Origin of the sequence: Nonomuraea basaltis, assembly GCF_005893125.1 — a bacterium.
In the GTDB taxonomy this organism is placed as follows: domain Bacteria; phylum Actinomycetota; class Actinomycetes; order Streptosporangiales; family Streptosporangiaceae; genus Nonomuraea; species Nonomuraea basaltis.
Genome location: NZ_VCJS01000005.1, coordinates 52,643 through 74,326 on the forward strand (window position 1 = coordinate 52,643; position 21,684 = coordinate 74,326).

Genomic DNA, 21,684 nt, shown 5'->3' on the forward strand with positions numbered 1-21,684 from the left:
CTTCGCTGCCCGCCTGTCGGCCTGGAGCGTCGCCTGGGCCGTGCACCACCTGCTGAGCGCCCTGTGTCCTGCTGACCTCCACGACGTCGAGGAGGACGGCGATGACGCCTGACCTCAACGTGGATCTGTTCGGTGGCCCTGGCGGCTGGGCGGTGGCCCTTAGGAAGCTCGGCCTGCGTGAGGTCGGCCTGGAGTGGGACACCTCGGCATGCAAGACCCGGGCCGCGGCTGGGCATCCGACGATCCAGTGTGACGTCGCCGCCTACCCGACCGAACCGTTCAAAGCCCGCACCAAGGGCCTCATCAACTCGGCCCCTTGTCAGGCGTGGTCCCGAGCTGGCAAGGGCCTTGGGCTGAAGGACCAGCCGCTCGTTCATGAGGCTGTCCACGACCTGTCCCAGGGCCGCGACACCCGCGCCAGGCTGCTCGCGGCCTGCCGTGACCCGCGGTCCCTGCTGGCCGCGGAGCCGATGCGCTGGCTGTACGACCTGCGCCCCGAATGGACCGCCATGGAAGAGGTGCCGGACGTGCTGCCGCTGTGGAAGCAGTACGCCGAGGTGTTACGCGGCTGGGGCTACAGCGTGTGGTGCGGCGAGCTCAACGCCGCCAACTACGGCGTGCCGCAGACCCGGCGCCGTGCGATCCTCATCGCCTCCCGCGTCCGATCCGTAACCGCCCCGGCGCCGACCCACACCCAGCACCCGGCAGGGGACGATCTGTTCGGCGGTTCCCTGGCGGGCTGGGTGTCCATGGCCGAGGCTCTCGGCTGGGGAGCGACGGACCGTGTCTCGCCGACTGTGACGGCTGGTGGGGGCAAGACGGGCGGTCCCGAGCCGTTCCCCACTCAAGCGCGCCAGGCGCTTCTCAACGCGCAGGAGCGTGGCGCGTGGGTGTTGCGGACATCGTTTGGTGAACCGTCAGGCGCCAGCGGGACGCATGAGATGGATCCCTTTGTGCGACCCGCCCATGTCGTCACCACCAAGGCCAAAGACTGGGCCCTGTCTCGCCCGGCCACCACCGTGTGCGCAACTGACCGGATTGGCGAGTCGCAGTTTGCCAGCCCAGACACGGTGCGGATCACTGTTCGGGAGGCGGCGATCCTGCAGTCCTTCCCCGCTGACTATCCGTGGAGCGGAACGAAGACCAAGCAGTTCGAGCAGATCGGCAACGCCGTCCCGCCTCTCCTGGCCGCTCACGTCGTGGCCGCTGCCACCGGTCTTCCCCTGCCTGCCCACATCCGTCAGGAGGCAGCGGCATGACCTCTCCCACCCCGCGCACGTGGACCATCACCCTGCCCGCCGGCGTCAAGCTGCTCAACGCCAACGACCGGCTGCATTGGGCCGCCGAAGCGCGGATCACGAAGGACCTGCGGACGCTCGGCCACGTGCTCGCCCTGAAGGCGAAGATCCCGCACCTGGAACGCGCCCACATCGTGTGCGTCTACCAGCCGCCCGACCGGCGGGCGCGAGACTCCGCGAACCTGCACCCCACGGTGAAAGCGCTGGTCGACGGCATGGTGTCGGACGCCAAAATCCTGCCCGACGATTCCAGCCGCTACCTGTCGGGGCCGCTAGTGGAGATCGGCGAGGTGTACCCGAAGGGCCGCATGGTCCTTCACATCGCCGAGGTTCTCCCGCCTGAGCCGGACGGCCTGTTTCCCGCCCCTGACCAGACCCACGAGAGAGGGCCGCTGCTGTGAAGCTCCGATTGAGCTCTACCGAGTGGACGGAGATCCGCCTCATCGGCTCCCAGAGGGCCGTTGAGGGCGCGGTGCGGATCCTCGCCGAGTGCGGTGCTGAGATCCGCTCCGACACGGGCACCAAGCCCGCTCAGAAGGGCAAGGACGGCAAGGTCCGCCGGTATCTCGTGGCTCGCCTCGCCGCGGCTCTTCCCGTACAGGAGGAGACCCGCGATGCCTGAACCGTATTTCAAGAGCGACGGCGTTGAGCTGTACCTCGGCGACTGCCGCGAGGTGCTGCCCGCGCTCGGCGTCAAGGCCGATCTAGTGCTGGCGGATCCTCCGTACGAGGAAACCTCGTTGAAGTGGGATCGCTGGCCGGACGGCTGGCTCGAGGTAGCCGCGAGCGTCAGCAAGAGCCTCTGGTGCTTCGGTTCCATCCGCATGTTCCTCGAGCACCATGGCGAGTTCGACGCCGCGTGCTGGCGACTGGCACAAGACATCGTGTGGGAGAAGCACAACGGAAGCGGCTTCCAAACGGACCGGTTCAAACGCGTCCATGAACACGCGCTCCACTGGTATCGGGGCGAGTGGCGCGACCAGCACCTGGACGTTCCCCGCATCGCCTCAGCCGACCCTAGCGACCTGCGCACCCGCAAGCCGCGTGTCAGCAACGCCCCACACATGGGGGCGATCACCTCCACCGAGCACACCCGCCGGGACGGCACCCGGTTGATGCGGTCGGTCATTCAGGTGAAGTCGATGAAGGGAAAGGCCCTGCACCCCACCGAGAAGCCGCTGGGGATCTTGGAGCCGCTACTCCGGTATTCCTGCCCGCTTGGCGGTCTCGTTGTCGATCCGTTCGCCGGGTCCGCCTCCACGTTGGTCGCTGCTCGCCTGTCGGGCCGTCGCGCGATCGGCGTGGAGGGCTGGGAGCCCTACGCCGAGAAGGCCGCTCTCCGCCTGTCTCAAGCCCCTTTGGACCTGTTCTCGGAGGTCTCCGATGCCTAACCCGACGATCTTGGTTCCCTCCCGGAGAGGAGCAGACCATGGCGAGTAGCCGTATGAAGCTTGCCCGCCCACGCCCGAGCTGGGCGTGGCAGGACGACAGCGCGTGCAGGGGCGAGGACCTTGTCCTGTTCTTCGGCCCCGACGGCGAACGCCAGCCTGAACGTGACGTGCGAGAGCGCAAGGCCAAGGCGGTCTGCTCCCAGTGCCCGGTCCGCGCTGCTTGCTTGGACTACGCGCTGTCCCGCAACGAGAAGACAGGTCTTTGGGGAGGACTCTCTGAGGACGAGCGGGCATCTGAGCGGCGCCGGCGGATGCGCCGCGGCGCCTCGCTGGCGGAGGTTTCCGTCCTTCCCGGGTTCAAGCGGTGCCGCGCCTGCCGTGAGACCAAGTCCGTGAAGGAGTTCAGCCGCAACGCCAAGCACTTCGACGGGCTGAGCATGCGGTGCCGTGCGTGCATCCAGAAGTCACGCAAGCCGACGTGGGCGCGATCGGATGAGCAAGAGCTGGAGGCGTCATGAGGACGTCACCTCGCAAAAGCCGCAATGGATCTGCCGCCAAACCTGATGAACAGAGCGGTAGGACCGTTTGGTCCTGCTTTCGCCTGCTCACTCAGGAGTCCCCATGGCCGTAAGCAAGCGCCTCCGTGCCGAGATCTTCCGCCGCGACAACCACACTTGTCAGAGTTGCGGGGCTACGGCCCCAGACGTGAAGCTCGAGCCCGACCACGTCATTCCCGTGACGCTAGGCGGCTCCGACGACCCGTCCAACCTGCAGACCCTCTGCGAGAGCTGCAACGCGGGCAAGTCGGCCACGCCGCCCGACGCGGCTGTTGTGGCACAGGTCTCCGAGCAGGCACTTCGATGGGTGGCGGCTCAATCGCAGGCCGCCAAGACGATGCTCGCAGACCTGCAGACTGTCAAAGCGAGGCGCAAGCGGTTCCGCGAGGAGTGGAACCTGTGGACCTGTGGCGACGAACACCGGCAATTCGACCTTCCGCCTGCGTGGGAGGACAGCGTAGACCGCCTGTTCGCGGCTGGTGTGCCTGAGGAAATTCTCTATGAGTGCATGGCCGCCGCCATGCGCAGCGACATGGTCAAGGCGGAAAACAAGTTCCGCTACATGGCGGGCGCCGCCTGGAAACGGGTCGAGGCTCTTCAAGAGCACACGTACGGACTGCTGGGGACTTCCGCGCCACAAGGGGGCCAGGATGCCCCGGACCAGAGCTGTGATGTCCGGTGGGCGCTCACGTACCTCTTGAAGGCCGAGCCGGACAACACGTACGAGCACTACAGGGTCATCGCGACGGAATATCTCGACGTCATGCATCAGGAGTATTCCGAGGACCACGTGTTGGTTCACATGGCGCTCTTCCTCGTTCAGACGCGCGAGGCCGAGGCGTATCTGGCATCGCTTGATTCAGAGGAAGCCGCGGAGTGGACACGGGTCGCCAGGGCTGCGTACAGCCGCACCTGTCCGCCAGAAAAGAAGATCGTGCTTGCGGCCGGCGGGTGGGCTAAGGCGTGGAAAGAGCATCGGGTTGTCCAGCCCGGTATGTGCAGCTCGGCGGGTGACCACGGCGCGTCCTGTCCACGGCGCCGAAGCTTCGAGGTGACCTACGAGAACTGTCCTGGCTGTACGGAGAAGGGCCACGCCTGTGCGGGCGGTCATCCCCTCTGTGAAGAGCACATGGAACTGCTTCTCGCGGGCGATCTTCGCAGCCTGCGGAACGGTGAACTCCTTGTGGCCAGCGACTTCTCCCCAATGGAGGGCTAATGGCTCAAAGACCTACGCGCTTCTCCTCGTCCTTCTAATCCCCGCTCCAAGGAAAGGCACGCTCTCGTGGCACGAATCCGCAGCATCAAGCCGGAGTTCTGGTCGGACCGGTCGATGGCCCGTGTCTCCCGTGATGCTCGGCTGCTCTATATCGCGCTGTGGAACCAGGCCGACGAGCACGGCCGGCTTCATGGCGATGCTCGCTGGATAAAAGGGCATTGCCTGCCGTACGAGGATGACCTCGATTTGGCGGATATCGACCGCCTGCTTGATGAGTTGGCCAAGGCGGGCAAGGTCCAGCGGTACATCACGGAGGAGGACCCTTACGTCTTCCTGCCGAACTTGAGCAAGCATCAGCGTCTCGAAGCTGGCAAGGTGCCAAGCCGTCTCCCGGACCCGCCCGAGCCGGACGACGATCCGTCTGCGCGCGGCGCGGACAAGTCTGCGCGAGACTCGGATATCCACAACGGTGGAGAACTCGATTCTGATGCATCGAAGCACGTCAGACCTAGTGCGCAGATCGGCGCGGACAAGTCTGCGCGAGACTCGGACGAATCGGAGCCGATTGTCGCTCTGCATGTAGCAGGTAGCAGGTTGCATGCAGCAGGCAGCAGCGACGCGCGTGCCCGCGCACGCGAAGAGCCGCCGCCGCTGCCGCATGAACTTTCAGAACCCGTCCGCCGCCTTCGGCGTCAACTCGAAGACGCCCGGCTCCTCGTCCGCTGGGACAAGCTCGACAGCGATCAGGTTGCTGAGATCACCGTCCTCGTGGAAATCCACGGCATGGAGCGCCTGGTCAAGGCGGCTCTGGCGGCGTACCAGCCCAACCGGCCGCCCGCATTCGCTCAGGCATGGCTCGCTACGTGGCGGGCCTTGCCATCTCCGACCGAGCGCCTCCGTGTGGTCGCGGATACCTGCTCGGCTCATTTCCTTCCGACGCCGTGCCGTGGCTGCGCGGCGGATGTTCTGGCAGGTGAAGCGTGACCAGCACCGATTTGGACCAGGCCACCCGCGAGGCGGTGGCCGCCCTCGTACACCGGATCCGGGAGCGCGACTTCGCCTCGGAGGAGGACAAGCCCGACGCGGAGCCGTTCGCGCTGGAGTTCGTGATGGCGATGAGGTTCCGCGGCTGGCGCCCGACGCCGGCGCAGGCCGCGGTGTCGTGGCCTCCGCCCGTGGGCCGCGGCGCCGACCCGGCCAAGCACGCCGACGCGCTGGCCGAAGCCCGTATCGACTGCGCCAACGCCGCGGCCAAGTTGCGGTCCGACGAGAGCGAGAGGACTCCATGAGCGCCGACCTAGACGAGCTCGTCGACCAGATGCTTGGCCCGGCCACCCGGCTGGTGTGCGCGGTTCAGGACTTCGACCCCGAGGAGTCCCACGCGATCCTCGAACCGCTCGACGCGGTCGAGCTTCGCAGCTTGGCTGTGGCTTTGGCCGCGCTGGTTCCGGACGACATGGCCCTTGAGGTGCTGCTCGCCTGGTCCCGCAACGAGGGGCCGATATCGCCGCGAAAGGCGCGCGTGAACCGCCGGCGGCTTGAGTCCGAGGTTGCCGAGCACGAGCAGCGCAAGCGGAGCGCCGCTTGACCCGGCTCTCCGACCCGATCGGGGAGGAGCCGGCGCTCCTCCCAGGACCCGACACGAGCGGGGAGCGCGGATGAATCGGACACATCGTCCACAACCTGTGCAAATAGCTGTGGACGGGGGCGCATGAGTTGTTCACCGGACAGACATGACAACGACCCGAAGGAGAACCGTAATGGCTGACACCAAGATCGACACCCGCATCCCATGCGGCAACGAGGACCACGAGGAGCGCACGCCTGCCGTCGCTCGGCTGTCGTGGCCGGACGGCCGGTTCCGCCCGACGACGGCCTGCCGGGAGGACCTGGAGGACACGTTCTTGGAGGCAATCGATGAGCGGCTGACGCTGCTGATCGAGCCGATCAAGCCCGAAGGCGAGCGCAAGGGCTCGAAGGACTACACCGAGGCGATCCGCGAAGTGGAGAGGGCTTACCGCAACTCCTACTCGGAGCCGGTGCGGGCGATCCTCCTGGAGGCGCAGGACATGCCGGGCTACGACATGCTGCCCGACACGCTGGAGGAGCGGCAGCAACTCCCGGCCCGCTTCCACGTCCCCAGGTGGGACGGCGTGGGAGAGCCGAACCTGTGGCTGTGTGCGGTCTGCTGGGACGAGGGCACCGTGACGCAGTGGCCGTGCAAGGCCGCTTCGGAGCACGGGGGCGAGGTGTTCGCCCGATGAGCGACAAGACGGGCATCTCCTGGAGCGATGCCACGTGGAACCCGATCATCGGCTGCACGAAGGTCAGCCCCGGCTGCGATCACTGCTACCCGATCCCGCTGTCCCGCATCCGGGAGAAGAACCCCAACCCGAAGGTGGCCGCCGCGTTCGCTGGGGTCGTCGAGCAGACCGAGAGCGGGCTGGACTGGACTGGTCGCGTCAACCTTCTGCCGGAGCGTCTGGACCAGCCGTTGCGGTGGCGCAAGCCGCGCCGCGTCTTCGTCAACAGCCTCGCCGATCTCTTCCATGAGGCCGTGCCAGACCAGTTCATCGCCAAGGTGTTCGCGGTCATGGCGCTGGCTCCGCAGCATTCCTTCCAGGTCCTCAGCAAGCGGCATGCCCGGATGCGCAGCCTCCTGGCCAACCCCGAGTTCCCTCACGCGGTGGCGCGGGCAATGGACGCCGTGCAGGTCGATCTGGAGCACGACCCTGCGGAGTTGTGGAAACCCATCCCGGGCTTAGAGGGGTACGAGGCGTCCTCTCACGGGCGCGTGCGGGGCGAGACCGGTTTATTGGCAACCTGCATAAATCCACGGTCCGGACGGGAGACAGTGACGCTGTGGAACCGAGGAGAGCCGAAGACCCTTACGGTTCACCGCCTGGTTCTCACGGCTCACTCTGCTGATGACCAGCCAGGCGCAGAAGTGTGTCACCGCAACGGAGACAAGCGAGACAACAGACTCGCCAACCTCCGGTGGGGAACCCGGTCGGAGAACCAGCGGGAGAAGGTCCGACACGGATCACGAGGAGGTCCCCAGAAACTCACGCCCGCAGAGGTCGAGGAGATCCGGGCGGCACGTCGAACCGGGCTCACTCAGCAGGCGCTAGCAGACCGGTTCGGCATTTCCAGGTCCCTCGTGAGCCTGATCGAGAGCGGCCGGGTTTGGAGCGGCCCCGACATCCCATGGCCGCTCCCGAACGTCTGGATCGGCGTATCTTGCGAGAACCAGCAGTGGGCGGACATCCGAATCCCGGCACTCTTGGAGACGCCCGCTGCCGTCCGGTGGATCTCCGCTGAGCCTCTACTTGGACCTATCATCCTGCGCGATGACTGGCTCGGCGCTGACCCGTACCGGCGTGACGAGCCGTCGCTCAACTGGGTCGTGGCCGGGGGTGAGTCCGGACCTGGAGCGCGGCCGATGCACCCGAAATGGGTCAAGGACCTGCGCGACCAATGCCAGCAGGCAGGCGTCGCCTATCACTTCAAACAGTGGGGCGAGTGGCGTCCACAGCCCCGCTACTCGACCGACGACCGCCATCACCTGGTGATGCTGAACGGCATGGACCGGGGCACGCCGTGGCCCGGGTGGGGACTCGACCAGCCCGAGGCAGAGGTGATGGAGCGCGTCGGTAAGAAGCGCGCCGGCCGCGAGCTGGATGGGCGGACTTGGGACGAGTTCCCGCAGGAGGTGGCCGTCCATGGCTGACACCAAGACAGAGAAGACCGTCGCCTCCGAGCTCCTCACCGCCGCCACTCGGCTCCGCTGCACCACCCACTCTTTCCCGCGCAACGCGATCAGCGAGAGTCCCTGCGAGCGCTGCGGCATCTCGGCCCACAACGCGTGGATCACCGTCGTCAATCCAGCCCTGGCTGAGCCTCTCGCCTCCTGGCTGGAGTCCTGGGACGGGGTCGAACTCCGCGAGGACGGCCCGCTACCGGCTGATTTCGAGTTCGCCCTGAGGATCGCCCGGGTCTTGAACGGGACCACCTCGTGAGCGGCCCGTGGCGTAAGTCGACCTTCTGCAACGGCGCTGACGCCTGCGTCCTGGTGGCGCACGTCGATGGCCTGGTGATGGTGCGGGACTCCAAAGAGCAGGACGGCCCGGTGCTCAAGGTGACGGCCGAGGACTGGCAGGCGTTCGTTGAGGCGATCGCGTTCCGTTCGCGCGGCGACGTCGGCCCGCTCCGGCTCTCTCGCGAAGGCGACAACGTGTGGGCGATGACCTACCAGGACTCGCCTGGGGCGCTGCTGTTCGGGGACTCGGAGGTCGCGGCGTTCGTCGCTGGCGTCAAGGACGGCGAGTTCGACTTGGCCGCGCTCGCATCCGGGTCGCTCGGTTCGGACGGGGATGACCGCAGCGGGCCCCACAATGCGCCTACGGCTGGCGTTGGGGTCAAGAACGGGTAATGCCTAGGGCGGCCCGCCGGTCGGGTCTCAGGGGCCTCTACAGCCTCGCGGGTCGCTCACCAGTCCGAGAAAGATCACAGATCAAGCTCGTCAAGATCGATATTCGACTTAGAAAGGGAACGCCATGGGCGTCAGCATGTACCCCGGTAGGGCCTCGTGGAGCTACTCCGGGTTCGGTTCCTTCAGGGATCGGCTCGCGCAAGCCGAGGGCTTCGACCTGCGTGAGATGGCAGGCTTCGCGCCGTTCGATGCACCCGAGGACTGGACGGGCAAGCCCTGGGACACCGTGCACACCACGCTGGAGCCGCTACTCAACCACTCCGACTGTGACGGCTACCTCGACGCCTACGAGTGCGAGCAAGTCATCCCGCGCCTACGCCAGATCATCGCGACCTGGCCGGAGTCCGACTACGACCGGCAGCACGGCGAGGCCCTGATTAAAGGCATGGAGCACTGCGTAGAGCACGGCTGCTCCATGCGGTTCGCGTAGTGGAGTCCGGGTGAACGGCTACTCGCCGGCGGGCTGCTGCACCTCCCGGCCGACAGTGGGCGGACGCAGGCGTTCGACACCCTCAGCGCGAGCGATGCGGCGGAACACCTCGTCGGTGAGCCCGGTCAGCTTGGCGAGTTGGCCGACGCTGGCGCCCTCCTTCAGTGCGTGGGCGGCCAAATCCTTGACCTCGGGCAGCAATGCCTTCTGTGCCTCGTAATGGCGCTTGAAGCGGGCGAAGGTCTGCGCCTCGCGGTCGTCGGGAGTGTAGTCGCTCTTGCTCATGGCACCCATGGTCGCATACATGGTGGCCACCGTGAAGGCCACCATGTTGGGCTCACGGAAGAATCATGAAGAACAACACGTTGGCCTATTGACGGCCAACGCATAGGCCAATAGATTGGGTTCATCAGCAAGAGCGAGACACAGGGAGAACGAGATGACCGCCACCGAGATCGCCACCCTCACCGACGAGGCCCGCGCGCAGCTCCGCAAGACCCAGCAGCGTGTCGGCGCTCCCTGCGCCCACACCAGCTACACGGCGTGCCGCTGCGCCGACGGGCTGCGCGAGGACATCGCGTACTGGGAGTCGCGTCTCGACGCGTTGGCGGCTTGCTGACCTTCTCGGCCCCGGGTTACCCGGGGCCATCACCCAGTCCGACCAGCAGTCACCCGGTGTGCGAGACCCGGGACGGACACAAGATCACAGCCCTTCAACGAAGGAGATACACGTGACCATGACCGCCACCCGTAGCAGCCTGACCGGCCACACCCTCACCGTCGAGCGGATCCTCGACGTCCCCGAACTGGAGGGCACCCGGCTCCGCGAGCGCGCCGAGTCCAACACGTTCGACGCCCCCGTCTGGGTGTTCGTGGAGCGCCGCGACGGCGCGTTCGTCTGCGACCACGGCACCAACGACCGCCGCGACCTGAACCCGAACAACCACGTGTGGGACAACGCCCGATTCCTCGCCGAGCGCCTGTCGGGGCGGGCGGGCGAGCATGAGGACCTGCGCTACGTCGGCCCTGGCCGTGACGGCGACTGGCAGGCCGCCTACGTCCGCGAGGGCTGGCACGTCCGCCTCACCCCGCGCGGCGAGTGGCTGCGCGTCGTCGAGGTCGTCCAGCACGTCAACCTGGCGACGCTGCGCCGCACCGGCCAGGTCCGCTACCGGACCGTGACCCTCGTGCTGGAGGACGGCAGGACCGTCGTCCGCAAGAACGCCGCCTACCTGACCGCCCGCCCCACCTGCCGCTGACCTTCCTCCGTCCCCGGGAGAGACACCTCCCGGGGCATCCCAACCCCCTCGACGACCAAGGAGCCCAGCGTGACCCTCACCACCGACGTCTACGTGTTAGACGAGATCGCGCACAAGGACGTGTTCCTCAAGTGCAACCAACTCGTTGGCGCGACGGAGGCGACCCGCTTCCGCGACGAGCAGCTCACCTCCTGGCGTAAGGGCGCCCGCACCCCGGACCCCGGCAAGCCGTGGAACATCGGCAACCAGGTCGATCAGGGCCTGTGTGCCCTGCTGGACATCTACTACCGGCCAGGTGGGCCACTCAGAGCCGAGGACAACGGCTGTGAGTGGTACTGCGACTCGGGCTGCGACAACGGCGAGCACGAGAACCCTGCCTGCTGGCTGGAAGTGTCGTTCGACACGGCGTACGGCTACCGGGATGAGCAGGGTCGACGCTGTGGCGACCTGCACGCGTCTCTCGTGGCCGACCTTGGTCGTTGGCTCGACGAGCGTGGCGTGCGCTGGCTCTGGTATGCCGACACCTTGGCGGAGGTCTACTCCGGGTACGAGCCGCTGACCCGCCTGTGTACGGCTGGGGCTGAGGCTGCTGACTGGTTCCGCACGAGCGTGCTGCCTGCGATCGAGGCCCACGCCCACACCTGATCTTGTGGTCCGGTCTTCCCTGCCGGGCCACCCACCTACCCCCTGAACGGAGAACCGAGATGAGCGACGGAGAGACGATCCAACTCAAGGTCGACCTGAGCATCGGCCTCGCCAACGCCAAGCAGGAAGACGTCATCGACAGCGGCATCCTCAAAGCCGACTGGGATGCCATGACCGCCGAAAAGCGCGACGAAGCCGCCCGCGAGGTCTGGGAGGAGTGGGCCTGGGAGTACATCGAAGGCGGCTGGGACGTCGTCGAAGAGTGACCCGCGCCCGGCCCTCTTCCTCCCGGTACTGGCCGGGACACCGCTTCGGAAGCAGGAGAGGGCGCTACCCAAGACCCCATCAACGACAAGGACCCGACATGGACTTGACCACCATGAAGACCGGCGCGCTCATCCTGGCGATAGACGGCCATGACGAGACCGTCTGCGACTGCGAGCACTGCGCCGAGTGGAACCGGCGACGCTCGCTCGACTCCGAGGAGGGCTGACATGGACAAGCCGCCCACGAACAAGTGGCGGGTCTATGTGGGCCGCGTAGCCCCGGACCTACACAAGGGCTTCCGTAGCCAGAACAAGGCGTACGAGTACGTCCGGGAGCGGATCTCGCTCGGCCACCGGATCACCGTGCAGTGCTGGGAGAACGGACACTGGCGACTGTTCGAAGTGCTCAACGAGGAGCAGGCCGCATCCCCAGACTCCGCCGAGGAGGACTAGCGATGGCCTCGATCAAGGTCCGCTTAGCCGTCCGGGATGTGTTCCTCGCACGTCTCGCCGAGGTCGGCAAGCACCGTGACGAACGCTGGGACGAGGTGCCTGGCCTGTACGGCCCCGAGCCCGGCTGGGTCATCTACGAGGCGGAGCAGATGTTGGCGCTCGTCAACGAGATCCGCTCTGGGGACGGTCTGCCACTGGCGACTCTGGAGCAGGTCCTGCGGATTGAACGCTCAGCGTCTGGCCACTCTGACTACCCCGACAAGTACGCCCTACGCTGCGCCTTCCTGGCGCTCGGAGAGGAGGACTGACCCATGGCTGACATCGACCGCGAGCAGATCGGATGGCAGTTACGTGCCGTCCGCCTGATCGAGAAGCTCCTCCTAGCCCAACTCAAAGACGCCTCCCTGCCGGTGCTGCGGTGGACGCTGGACTCGGCAGGGTGCGGCATCGTCGCCGAACCTGGAGCAACCGGCAGGGACGCCCGCGAGCATGCGGTACGAGCGTGGGCCGACCACCTGAACCTGCCCGTCAAGGAGGGCCGGCCAGCCGAAGGCGTCACCAATCTGGTAGCTCACGGCCCTGTGGGAGACGTGTACCGGGTCGTCATCCACACCACCCTGTACGACGACGAGGAGGAGGGCGAGCGTGGCTAAGATCCCGGCGCAGGCTGTGCAAGCAGCGGCCGAGGCGCTCGCGGCGCACTTCAATCCAACCTGCGCGAAGTCGTGGGAGGCGGAGACCCGGGCTGATTTGGCCGAGTCTTGGGAGACGGAAGCCCGCGTCGCACTGATGGCCGCGCTGCCGCACCTCCAGCCCGTCCGCAAGCCGCGCATGGCCTGTCCCGTCTGCCGTAAGGACGTAGTCCGCCGCGACGACGGCAAGCCGATCACCCACTACGCGAAGAACAACAACCCGAAGTTCACCTGCAAGGGCGACATGTTCAGCCACTGCCGAGGAGGGTGCAGATGCGCGAAGCACCGCTGATCTCAGAGAAGACACAGAACCCGACGACGTACATCCATTTCATCCTCGCCTGCGCTGTCCCTGACCCGTCGAGGCATGACGGTATCTGCGGGGAGTTCATCGAGTCCGAAGATTGCGTCTATCACGGAACGAGCGCAGCCGATGCCTGACCCCATCCCGGCAGAAGCCGCCCCGCTCACCTGCCAGTGGTGCCGCAACAGGCCTGCCGCTCAACTGATCGTCGTCGATTGGTCAGCAATCGGGCGGCACACCTCGCTCGTCTGTGACCCGTGCGGAGATGAGCGTGTGCCCGGCACGCGCCAGATCGATGCGATGGTGTGGCGCTACCGCCTCGCTCCGATCAAGGAGTCCGCCGATGCCTGACCTTCCCGAGGAAGCCGTACAAGCCGCAGCCGACGACTTGGAGGAGGCGTTCAAGAACACCCCGTACCGGTTCTGGACGTGCATCAACAAGACGCACAAGTACGTCACCTGGACTGGCGACGTAGCGTCCTGCGACACATGCGGGCTCACGTCGGAGATGACCGGAAAGCGGGATGTGCTGGTCCGTGCCGACGAACGCCGCAAGACCGCCGAGGAGATCGCCGCCGCGATCGAGGCTCGCCGCTGCCCTATGGACCGGAAGTTCTGCACCGACTGCGTGTGCCGTCCTGAGGACGCTGCTCTCGCCCGCCAGCTAGGAGAAGCCCGTGCCTGACTACGAGTCCGCTATGAGGAGGCTCGCCAAACTCTGCCAAGCGAACCCGTACCACCGGGTGTACGAGTGGCGGCAGATCCTCGACAAGATCTGGCGGGAAGGGTTCGACGCCGGATACACCGCAGGCCGCAGGGACGCGGAGATCTCCGAGCAGATGGCCGAGCAGGAGAAGGACCTCGCGGCGCCGCCCGAGGAGGTCGCCGATGCTGAGCGGACCCGGATCGCCGCCGTCTTCGGCGACATGGTGGTCATCCGTGAGCAGAGGAGACGCTTCGAGGACCGCCACGCGCAACACCTGAGCAACGGCGTCACGGTCCACGGCCTGCTGTCTGCCGTCGTTGACGAGATCAAGGGGATGGCCCGTGACTCCCGCTGAGGTGCTCGCCAAGGCTCGTCTAGCCGCTCACGAGTCCCGATGGGGTGAGGGATCGGGCAGCTTGGACACGTTCCGGGAGCAGGCCGCCCGGGATGTCGCTGCTCTCGCCGAACAGGGACAGGTCATCGTCTCAGCTGAGGACGTGCAGCTTCTGGAACGGGACGTACGCCGCCTCCTGTCCATCAATCGACGCTTGGAGGTGCGCCTGGCCTCGGCGCGCAACCTGTGCGCTCGGTCCCCGCTCTGCGTCCCCGCCGCCCTTCCCGAGGAGACCACCGATGAGCACTGAGCCCGCCGCCGTTTACATCGCTGAAGTGATCTGGTTCAGCGAGAACCCTGTAGATGGACGCAAGCGCATCGCAGTGGGTGCCAGCCTAGAAGCGGCCCTGAACGCCCTCCGTAGCGACGACATCCATGGTGGCGACCTGGTTGCCACGGAGACCACGAGCGCTCTCGGCACCGACGACGCGCGCACCTGGGCGGTGCACGAGCGAGGCGAAGAGCCTTCCGACGAGGGCTGCCTGTGGATCACCAGCGAGCAGGTGCGCCATGCCGGATGACCTCCGCCACTACTACACCTTCGAGGGCTCTCACTGCGGCACCTGCTGCATGCCTCGCAGTACGCCTGTTACGGAATGCGATGAGCACGACGCGCTGGCCTCAGCGACTGCCGAGCGCGACCGCGAGCAGCAGCGTCTCGCCTACAACGCCGCCAACGCCATGGCAGGCGTCCACAAGCTCCACGCCGACCGGCTGAAGGCCGAGCTGGAGCACGCGAAAGGCGCCCTCGCAGGCGACAGCGAGGCCATGGCAGCGTTCATGGCCGACCACGCCAAGGTGGTGGAACGCCTCCGCGAACGGAACAGCATGTCCCAGCGAGCGGTCGATAGGGCAGAAGCGGCTATAGATCGGGTCCACGCCCTAGCGGAGCGCTTGGGCCGTGAACCGCACCCCACCCACGACCACCTCTGTCCTGACGACCTTCGCCGGGAGCTCCTCGCCGCTCTCGACGACTCCCAGGAGGCCGACCGTGGATGAGGGAATCCTCGTCATCGACCTCGACGCCCATTTCGCCGGCTACGAGAGCGTCAATGAGTGGTATTTCGGCGAGCGAGACGATCACATCTACAGGACATGCCCCGCATTGACCCGGTCCCGGCCGCCGATCAATCGCGGGCAGGGCAGGCTGTACCCGGAGGCTGGCGATGTGTGCGGCTGGTGCGTCCGAGTGTGGAGAGCGCGCAAGGCCAAGAGCGACTCCCAGAGCCCTACCTTGGAGCCTGAGGTGTCAGCCCTATCAGAGCAGGAGACAGGGTGAGAGCGTTCGTCAAGGACTATGCCTGGGGTGAGCCGTACCACATCAATGTCGAAGGTGAAGCGGACTTCCACATCGAAGCGGACCAGGCGGTCTATGATCTGCCGCCTGCCCTGGTGGAGCGGTTCCGGGCAGCGCAACGTGAGATGCGAGCTGCCGCCGATGCGATCACCGCCCATCTGAAGCGGACAGGACAGCCCAAGCCGTGGGGAATGCCTGAGGACGACTGGGCAGCCCTACCCCAGGAGGAGACGCAGTGATCACTGTCGAGTTGAGGCTGAAGGACGACGACGACGGCAGCCAGACCCTGAACCACGCTCCCATCAAGTCCTCCAAGGAGACCGAGGTGGAAGTCGTCGTCTCAGGAGGCGACAGGGACGCGTTCCTGGCCCTGTGCGGGCAGGTGTGGGACCGGCATCACAACCAGATGTGACAGCATGTGATCGGACGAACAGGCGATATCACGCGTTGTGCACGTACCCGCTCGTGGCCGACGTCCATAATGTCCTGAAACGCGAAGAGCGGCCCTCCACCGTCCATGGAGGACCGCCCCGGAATCCAACCCTCGACCCGTCACTGGTCTCCCACAGCGTACGACTCTCGGGGGAGACACCGTGCCCATCAGCTCCGACTCGTGCAATGGTCCCTGCAACACAGGCGCGAGGCGCGCTATCGCCGCCTATGAGCAGGCACTGGACGCCCACATCATCGAAGTGGACGCCTGGATCGCCGCCGGCCAGCAGGGCGAATGCCCGCCCGCTCCCGCAGAACCGGTCATCGAGAGCATTCCGGGAGACCCGTTGTGGTGCTCCCGCTGTAAGTCCCTGGTCCGGGCGGCACTCTTGGACCTCGACGTCCTCGCTTCCGAACTCGCAGCTCGGGCCGACGGCCACCGCGGGGTGGTTGCGGAAGGGCGTGTGAGCGGCTCCAAGGGGGCGCCGAGCCCTTCCCCTATCGGTGACGCCCTCGACAAGTTGTACGGGTTCCTATCCGATCTGGAGGACGAGTGGCGGCAAACCTGCGGGTACGCGCAGCGCGTCAACCGCACCCACCGCGGCGCCCACCCGAGATCCCGCACGATCGGCTGGCTGTCGGAGCATCTGGGCAACCTGCTCGCCGATGACGACCACATCAAGTCCGGGCTGGACATCCTCCGCTGGGAGATCGTCCTCCGCGCGCTGGCGGACGAGGAGCCGATCGGCAGCGTGTCCCCGATCCGCTGCCCACGCTGCGCCATCTACAAGCAGGTGATGCGCGAGCAGGAACACCACTGGGCGTGCAAAGCGTGCGGCAGGCTCATCCCGGACTGGGAGGAGCGGGAACTTCGAGACAAGCAAGGGCGCGAACTGGATCTCGTGGAGGCGTCCTGACATGGAACAATGGACGCACTGTGATTTCGTCTCCTCCCCGTCCAACAGTGGCCGGACACGTGACCCAATGCCCCGGCGGCAACGCCAAAGTAATCCCGTACTTCCTCCCGCTGGACGTGGCCAAGGAATCGATGACCATGACCGTGCAGGAATGGCTACGGCTCACCGTCGATGAGGAACGCGCATCATCATGAAGAAGATTCCTGGTGGGGGTCCAACGGAATCCAAGCCGCTCACCAGGGCAGAGATCAATCGTCGCTACCGGGAGCGCCACAAGGAGCGTTTGTGCGAACCGGAACGTCTGCGCGTCCGGGCTTACTACGAGGCGAACCGCGAGGTCCTTCTCGCTCGCGCCAAGGAACGCTATGCGAGCAATCCGGAGCGAGGCAGGGAGCGCGCACGGCGGGACTACCAGCGGCTGCGCCAAGAGATGTTCGTGGCCTACGGGGATCGCTGTGCTTGTTGCGGCGAGTCCGAGCAAGAGTTCTTGTGTCTTGACCATGTGGGCGGCGGCGGCAACGCCGATCGGGCGAGGACGGGTGGCAAAAACTCCGGCGTGCTGCGCCGCTTGAGCAAGGAGGGGTGGCCGCAGGAGGGATATCGCGTTCTGTGCGCCAACTGCAATACCGCGACCATGCGCGGGCGTGTGTGTCCACATCAGAAGGAGAGTGATGGCGATGCGTAAGGTGCCCACCATCTTCGTCCGGGACTGGAACAGCAACCCGAAGTACGTCACCGAAGAGCCGAACCCCGAATGCGCCTGGGTGTTCGCGGGGGAGGGCGTCCCGACGGTCAAGTGGGACGGCACCTGCGTAAAGCTCGACGAAGCAGGCCGCTGGTGGGCGCGCCGAGAGGTGAAGTCCGGCAAGGCTGATCCTCCTGACTTCGTGCTCATCGAGGAGGACCTGGAGACGGGCAAGCGGATGGGCTGGGAACCGGTCGAGCGGTCCGGGTTCGCCAAGTACCACGCCGAAGCGCTCCAGACGACGTTGCGACCGGGCACGTACGAGCTGCTGGGCCCGAAGATCAACGGCAACCCGGACGGGTTCGAGGCGCACGTCCTGATGGAGCACGGCTGGGCGCCGCTCCGCATCCGCGAGGACGTCAAGTCCGCGCCGCGCGACTACGACGGGCTGCGGGAGTGGCTGCATGCCCGGCCGTACGAGGGCATCGTCTGGCACGGGCCGGATGGACGCATGGCCAAGATCAAAGCTCGGGACTTCCCTCAGGAGACGTCGTGATCACCCGCACAGTCAAAGCCGAAGCAGCCGACCCCAAGCACGGCATGACTCTGGACGAACTCGCCGCCTACGTGGAGGAAGCCCGCTGCGCCGAAGTGCCAGGCGGAGCACACATCCACGTGCGGGTGAACGTGCGAGGCGGCATCAAGAGGGTGGAGACCAAGCCGTAGGCCGTAACTGTCGGCTGCCCGTGACACGATCCGGGCGCGTCGAATTGGCTTTCGGGCCTCTGACCTGTTATAAATCGAGTTGATCGTGCACCATCAGGCCCTCAGGCGGACGCCCGGGGGCTTTCTGCTTGTCTGGGGGTGGCCGAAGTGCAGGCCGCTTACGACCCGGTCACCATCGCTGTGGCAGCCGAACGACTGGAAGTACCACAGCCCACACTCAGGGTGTGGGCATCACGCCACAACGCCCGCAAGCTGGCCAGAACCGGCAAAACGGTCTGGTACGACTACAACGACCTGGCCACGATCGAGGCGCACCTCCATCTGGGCAAGCGGGTCCCCATCACACCCGAGCTGAGAGACGCCTACCGCGCCCAGCTCCGCGCCGCCGCATAGCGGCCCACGAACGCTCTCTGGTGCCGGTGGAGAGCCGGGCTCCGCTGCTTCCGCCCCCGTGGATGCCGAGTGGAGCCCACCGGGTGGCGGTCTGTTCTGCTCTCGCGTGATCTGAGGGGGTCCGCGAGACCTCGGGGTCCAGACCGCCACCCCCCTTGCTCCGGGCGGATGGTTTCAGCCGCACGCCGCAACGCTTGCCATCCGCCCAGTACTACACGTGACGGCTCCATCCGTACATTCTCGCGACGCGCACACGCTTTGTCCGCTGAGACGCTCTCCCGGAGGTCAGCATGACGCTTCGCGTCTCGAACGCCGCCCGGTCCGCCGCTGCGGACGCGGTTCGTCTCCTCATTGATGCGGGAGCAGGAGCTGGGAAAATCCGCGTCTACAACGGTTCTCAACCCGCTGGCCCGGACACGGCTCTGTCCGGTCAGACCCTGCTCGCCGAGTTCACCCTCGCGGACCCCAGCTTTGGCGCAGCCAGCAACGGCGTGACGACGCTACTGGGCACACCCCGGACGACGACCGGTGTCGCAGCAGGTACCGCCTCATGGTTCCGGGCGCTCGACAGCAACAACGTGGCCATACTGGACGGCGCGGTCAGCACCTCGAGTGCGGAGTTGAATCTCAACACGACCACGATCTCGATCGGAGTCAACGTCGAGATCACGGCTGGCACCATCACCATGCCGGCATAACCCATGGCCACTCCCATCGTCCGTGAGGTCCTGCAGAACTCTGTCGGCGGCGGCCCTGTGACCGTCGTCACTGGCGTTGGCACCCAGGTCGACGACGTCCTGTGCACGATTCACGGCTGCGACTACGGCACCCTCGCCGGGATGACCACCCCGACCGGCACGTCGGGTACGTGGGCTGAGGATGCCTTCGCCGACCTGGGCGTCAACACGATCCACCTGAAACTGTGGACCAGGCCGGTCACCGTGAGCGGGCCGCAAACGGTCACTGTGCCCGACCAGGGTTTCGGCGAGGAAAACTTTCAGTTCACCTACGTTGTGGCGGGCGTGGCAGCCGTTGGTGGCATCGACGGAGCGGCAGGCGCGACGGATGGAGCGGGAACCAGCGCCACCGCGCCGTCCGTCCCCCCAACCGGCACAGATGATCTGTTGATCGCTGCCTGGTTCAGCGCCAACAATGTCGTGAACTTCTCCTTCCCCGCGGGGATGACGAACGGCCTCGAGGAGGAGACGGCCGGTTTCGTCACCCTCGCCACGGCCCGCGAGGTGTTGACCGCGAGCGGCGCGACTGGAACCCGCGTGGCCACGGCCAGCGTCTCCTGCTCGGGTTTCACCGGGGTTTCCATCGCGCTCAAAGGTGCGGCCACTGCGGCCGGCGCAGGCCCTCCACTCTCTCCGTATGCGGGCGCCCGTAGGCGTCTACTTGTCCGTTAGCGCTCGTCATTTAGGGGTTCGTCATGGCTGTGACCGTATTCGTGTACGGCAAGCTGCAGCAGAGCTTGTTCGAGGGCAGGATCAACTTCGGCACCGACACGATCAAGGCGATGCTGCTGAGCAGCTACACGGTCGGCGCCACGCAGGACACCGCCCAGTTCCTTTCGGACGTTGTGACTGGCGGCGTCGGAGTGGAGACCACCGGGTCGGGTTACACGGCTGGTGGTGCCACGTTGGCATCCAAGACGGTCACCTACACTGCGGCGAACTCCTGGTCCGTGCAGCGCGCCAACAGCACGGCTTACGCGGTCGGCGACGTGGTGCGCCCTGTGTCGGCGAACGGCTTCGTGTACCAAGCCGTGGTGGCCGGCACTAGCGGCGGCACTCTTCCGACCTACACCACCACCGTGGGCGATGACTTCACCGACGGCACCGTCACGTGGGTGTGCGCGGGCCGGGGCGCCCTGGTCGTGGACGCTGCGGATCCGTCGTGGACCACCGTCAACCCGGGAACCCTGTCCGCGTCGCACGTCCTGTTCTACAAGGACACTGGCACCCCCTCGACGTCGCCGGTGATGCTGTACTGGGATCTCGGCGGCACCCAGACCGCCAGCAACGGCGGCGCTTTCACACCGCAGCTCGACTCCACCGAGGGCCTCGTCGTCTCGTTCACGAGCTGAGCTGATGTGAGCCGCGTCCTCGTCACGCGGGTCGCCCGCCCGTCAGATGCCGAGGCGATTGCCGCACTCCTTGCGGGCCGCGGCGGGCGGCTGGTGCTGCAACCGGGCACCGGGACGTTCGGAGCGTTCCCGGACGCCACCAACACCGGGTACACGGCGTGGCCCAGCTACACCGGCAGCCTCACCACCTACAGCGGCGCCGACCCGATCCCGATTGGGCAGTCGGGCGCCACCTTCGAGGGGCTGCGGTTCGACGGTGGGGTGGCCATCGGCACCGCCGGATCCAGGCCCACGGGCGTCACCTTCCGGGGCTGCTTGTTCGAAAGCACCGCGCCGAATTTCATGAACGTCCAGGACTACGGGACCGGGACGACGTTCGAGTACTGCACGTTCCGCCCGGCTGCCGTGTCGTCGCCGCCAGTGAGTTTTGCCCAGAGCTTCCAGTTCGGGATCAACCACAGTGGTGTCGGGCTCGTCGCCCGCCGGTGCGAATTCTGGGGCTTCGGCAACGCCATTCAGTTGGACGCCTCATCGACCGCGGCGAACCCCGTGACTGTCGAGTACTGCTACATGCACGACGCGGCTGACCAGGCGAACGACACCTATCACCACGACGGCATCCTGAGCAGCAACGGCGGCCCGAACGTCAGCCACATCACGATCCGCGGTAACACGATCGTCAGCGGGGGCAACACCAACGCGATCGCGTTGCAAGTGGATCCGGGTAGCCCCGCGTATTACTCGAACATCACGGCTGTCGGGAACCTCCTGGGCGGGTTCGGGGCGACCGTCAACATCGGCGGCAACGGCACCGGCAACACCAACGTGATCTTCACGGACAACACCTTTACGACCTTGATCGAGCCACTGTTTTTCCCTCTGTACGGCTGGTCGGACGGGTCGGGCAACCTGTGGCGGCGCAACCGCTGGTACGTGCCGCCCGGCGCGGAGTACGGCAGCCCTGCCGACAGCGGCAAGTTCTGGACGCCGAGCGGCGTAAGCACCACCGACTGGACCGGCTGAAGCCCGGCGGAGCGGAGAG

Annotated in this window: 42 protein-coding genes and 1 pseudogene; 42 read left to right on the forward strand and 1 reads right to left on the reverse strand. The window is 66.4% G+C overall.

Annotated elements, in window-relative coordinates; all coding sequences use genetic code 11:
• The first annotated feature begins 101 nt into the window (after nucleotides 1–101).
• The 14 genes and pseudogenes from EJK15_RS03385 to EJK15_RS03450 all read left to right on the forward strand — a co-directional run bounded on the left by EJK15_RS03385 (nucleotide 102) and on the right by EJK15_RS03450 (nucleotide 9,384).
• Entirely contained in the window at nucleotides 102–1,259 is a 1,158-nt protein-coding gene (locus tag EJK15_RS03385) for a DNA cytosine methyltransferase (RefSeq protein WP_138708863.1), read from the forward strand.
• Nucleotides 1,256–1,699 (forward strand): hypothetical protein, encoded by a 444-nt coding sequence (locus EJK15_RS03390; protein WP_138708864.1) that lies wholly within the window; start codon nucleotides 1,256–1,258, stop codon nucleotides 1,697–1,699. The genes EJK15_RS03385 and EJK15_RS03390 overlap by 4 nt, the downstream gene beginning before the upstream one ends.
• An 8-nt stretch (nucleotides 1,700–1,707) precedes the next feature.
• On the forward strand, nucleotides 1,708–1,920 hold the full coding sequence (locus EJK15_RS03395; protein ID WP_138708865.1) for a hypothetical protein: 213 nt from the start codon (nucleotides 1,708–1,710) through the stop codon (nucleotides 1,918–1,920).
• On the forward strand, nucleotides 1,913–2,689 hold the full coding sequence (locus EJK15_RS03400) for a DNA-methyltransferase (RefSeq protein WP_138708866.1): 777 nt from the start codon (nucleotides 1,913–1,915) through the stop codon (nucleotides 2,687–2,689). Before EJK15_RS03395 ends, EJK15_RS03400 begins: the two co-directional genes overlap by 8 nt.
• A 53-nt stretch (nucleotides 2,690–2,742) precedes the next feature.
• A pseudogene (locus EJK15_RS77095) lies at nucleotides 2,743–3,009 on the forward strand (WhiB family transcriptional regulator); the annotation flags it as partial.
• 301 nt (nucleotides 3,010–3,310) lie between these two features.
• Nucleotides 3,311–4,462 carry an HNH endonuclease gene (locus tag EJK15_RS03410; RefSeq protein ID WP_138708868.1) on the forward strand — a complete coding sequence of 384 codons (1,152 nt, stop codon included), beginning with the start codon at nucleotides 3,311–3,313 and terminating at the stop codon, nucleotides 4,460–4,462.
• Between the two features lie 66 nt (nucleotides 4,463–4,528).
• Complete coding sequence (locus tag EJK15_RS03415) at nucleotides 4,529–5,446, forward strand: hypothetical protein (protein WP_138708869.1); 918 nt, start codon at nucleotides 4,529–4,531, stop codon at nucleotides 5,444–5,446.
• Nucleotides 5,443–5,751 carry a hypothetical protein gene (locus tag EJK15_RS03420; protein WP_138708870.1) on the forward strand — a complete coding sequence of 103 codons (309 nt, stop codon included), beginning with the start codon at nucleotides 5,443–5,445 and terminating at the stop codon, nucleotides 5,749–5,751. The genes EJK15_RS03415 and EJK15_RS03420 overlap by 4 nt, the downstream gene beginning before the upstream one ends.
• Entirely contained in the window at nucleotides 5,748–6,050 is a 303-nt protein-coding gene (locus EJK15_RS03425; RefSeq protein WP_138708871.1) for a hypothetical protein, read from the forward strand. The genes EJK15_RS03420 and EJK15_RS03425 overlap by 4 nt, the downstream gene beginning before the upstream one ends.
• A gap of 172 nt (nucleotides 6,051–6,222) precedes the next feature.
• Nucleotides 6,223–6,726 (forward strand): hypothetical protein, encoded by a 504-nt coding sequence (locus tag EJK15_RS03430; RefSeq protein WP_138708872.1) that lies wholly within the window; start codon nucleotides 6,223–6,225, stop codon nucleotides 6,724–6,726.
• A complete protein-coding gene (locus EJK15_RS03435; RefSeq protein ID WP_138708873.1) occupies nucleotides 6,723–8,192 on the forward strand; it encodes a DUF5131 family protein in 1,470 nt (489 codons plus the stop codon). Before EJK15_RS03430 ends, EJK15_RS03435 begins: the two co-directional genes overlap by 4 nt.
• Nucleotides 8,185–8,481 carry a hypothetical protein gene (locus EJK15_RS03440; protein WP_138708874.1) on the forward strand — a complete coding sequence of 99 codons (297 nt, stop codon included), beginning with the start codon at nucleotides 8,185–8,187 and terminating at the stop codon, nucleotides 8,479–8,481. Before EJK15_RS03435 ends, EJK15_RS03440 begins: the two co-directional genes overlap by 8 nt.
• On the forward strand, nucleotides 8,478–8,894 hold the full coding sequence (locus EJK15_RS03445; protein ID WP_138708875.1) for a DUF397 domain-containing protein: 417 nt from the start codon (nucleotides 8,478–8,480) through the stop codon (nucleotides 8,892–8,894). Before EJK15_RS03440 ends, EJK15_RS03445 begins: the two co-directional genes overlap by 4 nt.
• A gap of 124 nt (nucleotides 8,895–9,018) precedes the next feature.
• Nucleotides 9,019–9,384, forward strand: a complete 366-nt coding sequence (locus EJK15_RS03450; protein ID WP_138708876.1) for a hypothetical protein — start codon at nucleotides 9,019–9,021, stop codon at nucleotides 9,382–9,384.
• An 18-nt stretch (nucleotides 9,385–9,402) separates the two neighbouring features.
• On the opposite strand, the gene EJK15_RS03455 is transcribed toward EJK15_RS03450, so the two are convergent.
• On the reverse strand, nucleotides 9,403–9,714 hold the full coding sequence (locus EJK15_RS03455) for a hypothetical protein (RefSeq protein ID WP_138708877.1): 312 nt from the start codon (nucleotides 9,712–9,714) through the stop codon (nucleotides 9,403–9,405).
• 109 nt (nucleotides 9,715–9,823) lie between these two features.
• Here EJK15_RS03455 and EJK15_RS03460 point away from each other — a divergent pair, with 109 nt between their 5' ends.
• The 28 genes from EJK15_RS03460 to EJK15_RS03575 all read left to right on the forward strand — a co-directional run bounded on the left by EJK15_RS03460 (nucleotide 9,824) and on the right by EJK15_RS03575 (nucleotide 21,665).
• Nucleotides 9,824–10,003, forward strand: a complete 180-nt coding sequence (locus EJK15_RS03460) for a hypothetical protein (RefSeq protein ID WP_138708878.1) — start codon at nucleotides 9,824–9,826, stop codon at nucleotides 10,001–10,003.
• 112 nt (nucleotides 10,004–10,115) lie between these two features.
• Nucleotides 10,116–10,643, forward strand: a complete 528-nt coding sequence (locus EJK15_RS03465) for a hypothetical protein (RefSeq protein ID WP_138708879.1) — start codon at nucleotides 10,116–10,118, stop codon at nucleotides 10,641–10,643.
• Nucleotides 10,644–10,712: 69 nt separating this feature from the next.
• Nucleotides 10,713–11,288: a hypothetical protein gene (locus EJK15_RS03470; protein ID WP_138708880.1), complete on the forward strand. Its 576-nt coding sequence runs from the start codon at nucleotides 10,713–10,715 to the stop codon at nucleotides 11,286–11,288.
• Nucleotides 11,289–11,347: 59 nt separating this feature from the next.
• Nucleotides 11,348–11,554 (forward strand): DUF7167 family protein, encoded by a 207-nt coding sequence (locus tag EJK15_RS03475; protein WP_138708881.1) that lies wholly within the window; start codon nucleotides 11,348–11,350, stop codon nucleotides 11,552–11,554.
• Nucleotides 11,555–11,652: 98 nt separating this feature from the next.
• Nucleotides 11,653–11,781 carry a hypothetical protein gene (locus tag EJK15_RS76140; protein WP_276615355.1) on the forward strand — a complete coding sequence of 43 codons (129 nt, stop codon included), beginning with the start codon at nucleotides 11,653–11,655 and terminating at the stop codon, nucleotides 11,779–11,781.
• A 1-nt stretch (nucleotide 11,782) separates the two neighbouring features.
• Nucleotides 11,783–12,007 (forward strand): hypothetical protein, encoded by a 225-nt coding sequence (locus EJK15_RS03480; RefSeq protein WP_138708882.1) that lies wholly within the window; start codon nucleotides 11,783–11,785, stop codon nucleotides 12,005–12,007.
• A 2-nt stretch (nucleotides 12,008–12,009) separates the two neighbouring features.
• Nucleotides 12,010–12,315: a hypothetical protein gene (locus tag EJK15_RS03485; protein ID WP_138708883.1), complete on the forward strand. Its 306-nt coding sequence runs from the start codon at nucleotides 12,010–12,012 to the stop codon at nucleotides 12,313–12,315.
• Between the two features lie 3 nt (nucleotides 12,316–12,318).
• The gene (locus EJK15_RS03490; protein ID WP_138708884.1) at nucleotides 12,319–12,660 is read left to right on the forward strand and encodes a hypothetical protein; all 342 of its coding nucleotides are present in this window, start codon (nucleotides 12,319–12,321) and stop codon (nucleotides 12,658–12,660) included.
• Nucleotides 12,653–12,991, forward strand: a complete 339-nt coding sequence (locus EJK15_RS03495) for a hypothetical protein (RefSeq protein WP_138708885.1) — start codon at nucleotides 12,653–12,655, stop codon at nucleotides 12,989–12,991. The genes EJK15_RS03490 and EJK15_RS03495 overlap by 8 nt, the downstream gene beginning before the upstream one ends.
• A 141-nt stretch (nucleotides 12,992–13,132) precedes the next feature.
• The gene (locus EJK15_RS03500; RefSeq protein ID WP_138708886.1) at nucleotides 13,133–13,354 is read left to right on the forward strand and encodes a hypothetical protein; all 222 of its coding nucleotides are present in this window, start codon (nucleotides 13,133–13,135) and stop codon (nucleotides 13,352–13,354) included.
• A complete protein-coding gene (locus EJK15_RS03505; RefSeq protein ID WP_138708887.1) occupies nucleotides 13,347–13,688 on the forward strand; it encodes a hypothetical protein in 342 nt (113 codons plus the stop codon). Before EJK15_RS03500 ends, EJK15_RS03505 begins: the two co-directional genes overlap by 8 nt.
• On the forward strand, nucleotides 13,681–14,064 hold the full coding sequence (locus EJK15_RS03510; protein ID WP_138708888.1) for a hypothetical protein: 384 nt from the start codon (nucleotides 13,681–13,683) through the stop codon (nucleotides 14,062–14,064). Before EJK15_RS03505 ends, EJK15_RS03510 begins: the two co-directional genes overlap by 8 nt.
• Nucleotides 14,051–14,353 carry a hypothetical protein gene (locus tag EJK15_RS03515; RefSeq protein ID WP_138708889.1) on the forward strand — a complete coding sequence of 101 codons (303 nt, stop codon included), beginning with the start codon at nucleotides 14,051–14,053 and terminating at the stop codon, nucleotides 14,351–14,353. Before EJK15_RS03510 ends, EJK15_RS03515 begins: the two co-directional genes overlap by 14 nt.
• Nucleotides 14,343–14,624, forward strand: coding sequence for a hypothetical protein (locus EJK15_RS03520; RefSeq protein WP_138708890.1), 282 nt, complete (start codon nucleotides 14,343–14,345; stop codon nucleotides 14,622–14,624). Before EJK15_RS03515 ends, EJK15_RS03520 begins: the two co-directional genes overlap by 11 nt.
• Nucleotides 14,614–15,102, forward strand: a complete 489-nt coding sequence (locus tag EJK15_RS03525) for a hypothetical protein (protein WP_138708891.1) — start codon at nucleotides 14,614–14,616, stop codon at nucleotides 15,100–15,102. Before EJK15_RS03520 ends, EJK15_RS03525 begins: the two co-directional genes overlap by 11 nt.
• On the forward strand, nucleotides 15,095–15,382 hold the full coding sequence (locus EJK15_RS03530) for a hypothetical protein (RefSeq protein ID WP_138708892.1): 288 nt from the start codon (nucleotides 15,095–15,097) through the stop codon (nucleotides 15,380–15,382). The genes EJK15_RS03525 and EJK15_RS03530 overlap by 8 nt, the downstream gene beginning before the upstream one ends.
• Nucleotides 15,379–15,639: a hypothetical protein gene (locus EJK15_RS03535; RefSeq protein ID WP_138708893.1), complete on the forward strand. Its 261-nt coding sequence runs from the start codon at nucleotides 15,379–15,381 to the stop codon at nucleotides 15,637–15,639. The genes EJK15_RS03530 and EJK15_RS03535 overlap by 4 nt, the downstream gene beginning before the upstream one ends.
• Nucleotides 15,636–15,812: a hypothetical protein gene (locus tag EJK15_RS70105; protein WP_171074085.1), complete on the forward strand. Its 177-nt coding sequence runs from the start codon at nucleotides 15,636–15,638 to the stop codon at nucleotides 15,810–15,812. Before EJK15_RS03535 ends, EJK15_RS70105 begins: the two co-directional genes overlap by 4 nt.
• 181 nt (nucleotides 15,813–15,993) lie before the next feature.
• Nucleotides 15,994–16,749, forward strand: coding sequence for a hypothetical protein (locus EJK15_RS03540; RefSeq protein WP_138708894.1), 756 nt, complete (start codon nucleotides 15,994–15,996; stop codon nucleotides 16,747–16,749).
• A gap of 47 nt (nucleotides 16,750–16,796) precedes the next feature.
• On the forward strand, nucleotides 16,797–16,943 hold the full coding sequence (locus EJK15_RS70110) for a hypothetical protein (protein ID WP_171074086.1): 147 nt from the start codon (nucleotides 16,797–16,799) through the stop codon (nucleotides 16,941–16,943).
• Entirely contained in the window at nucleotides 16,940–17,434 is a 495-nt protein-coding gene (locus EJK15_RS03545) for a hypothetical protein (protein WP_138708895.1), read from the forward strand. The genes EJK15_RS70110 and EJK15_RS03545 overlap by 4 nt, the downstream gene beginning before the upstream one ends.
• Nucleotides 17,421–17,990, forward strand: a complete 570-nt coding sequence (locus tag EJK15_RS03550; protein WP_206060635.1) for an RNA ligase 1 family protein — start codon at nucleotides 17,421–17,423, stop codon at nucleotides 17,988–17,990. The genes EJK15_RS03545 and EJK15_RS03550 overlap by 14 nt, the downstream gene beginning before the upstream one ends.
• Nucleotides 17,987–18,160, forward strand: a complete 174-nt coding sequence (locus EJK15_RS70115; protein WP_171074087.1) for a hypothetical protein — start codon at nucleotides 17,987–17,989, stop codon at nucleotides 18,158–18,160. The genes EJK15_RS03550 and EJK15_RS70115 overlap by 4 nt, the downstream gene beginning before the upstream one ends.
• 138 nt (nucleotides 18,161–18,298) lie before the next feature.
• On the forward strand, nucleotides 18,299–18,553 hold the full coding sequence (locus EJK15_RS03555) for a MerR family transcriptional regulator (protein ID WP_138708896.1): 255 nt from the start codon (nucleotides 18,299–18,301) through the stop codon (nucleotides 18,551–18,553).
• A 290-nt stretch (nucleotides 18,554–18,843) separates the two neighbouring features.
• Nucleotides 18,844–19,251: a hypothetical protein gene (locus tag EJK15_RS03560; RefSeq protein WP_138708897.1), complete on the forward strand. Its 408-nt coding sequence runs from the start codon at nucleotides 18,844–18,846 to the stop codon at nucleotides 19,249–19,251.
• 3 nt (nucleotides 19,252–19,254) lie between these two features.
• Nucleotides 19,255–19,962, forward strand: coding sequence for a hypothetical protein (locus EJK15_RS03565; protein WP_138708898.1), 708 nt, complete (start codon nucleotides 19,255–19,257; stop codon nucleotides 19,960–19,962).
• 23 nt (nucleotides 19,963–19,985) lie between these two features.
• Nucleotides 19,986–20,642, forward strand: coding sequence for a hypothetical protein (locus EJK15_RS03570; RefSeq protein ID WP_138708899.1), 657 nt, complete (start codon nucleotides 19,986–19,988; stop codon nucleotides 20,640–20,642).
• A gap of 6 nt (nucleotides 20,643–20,648) precedes the next feature.
• Entirely contained in the window at nucleotides 20,649–21,665 is a 1,017-nt protein-coding gene (locus EJK15_RS03575) for a hypothetical protein (protein WP_138708900.1), read from the forward strand.
• The last annotated feature ends 19 nt before the right edge of the window (nucleotides 21,666–21,684 follow it).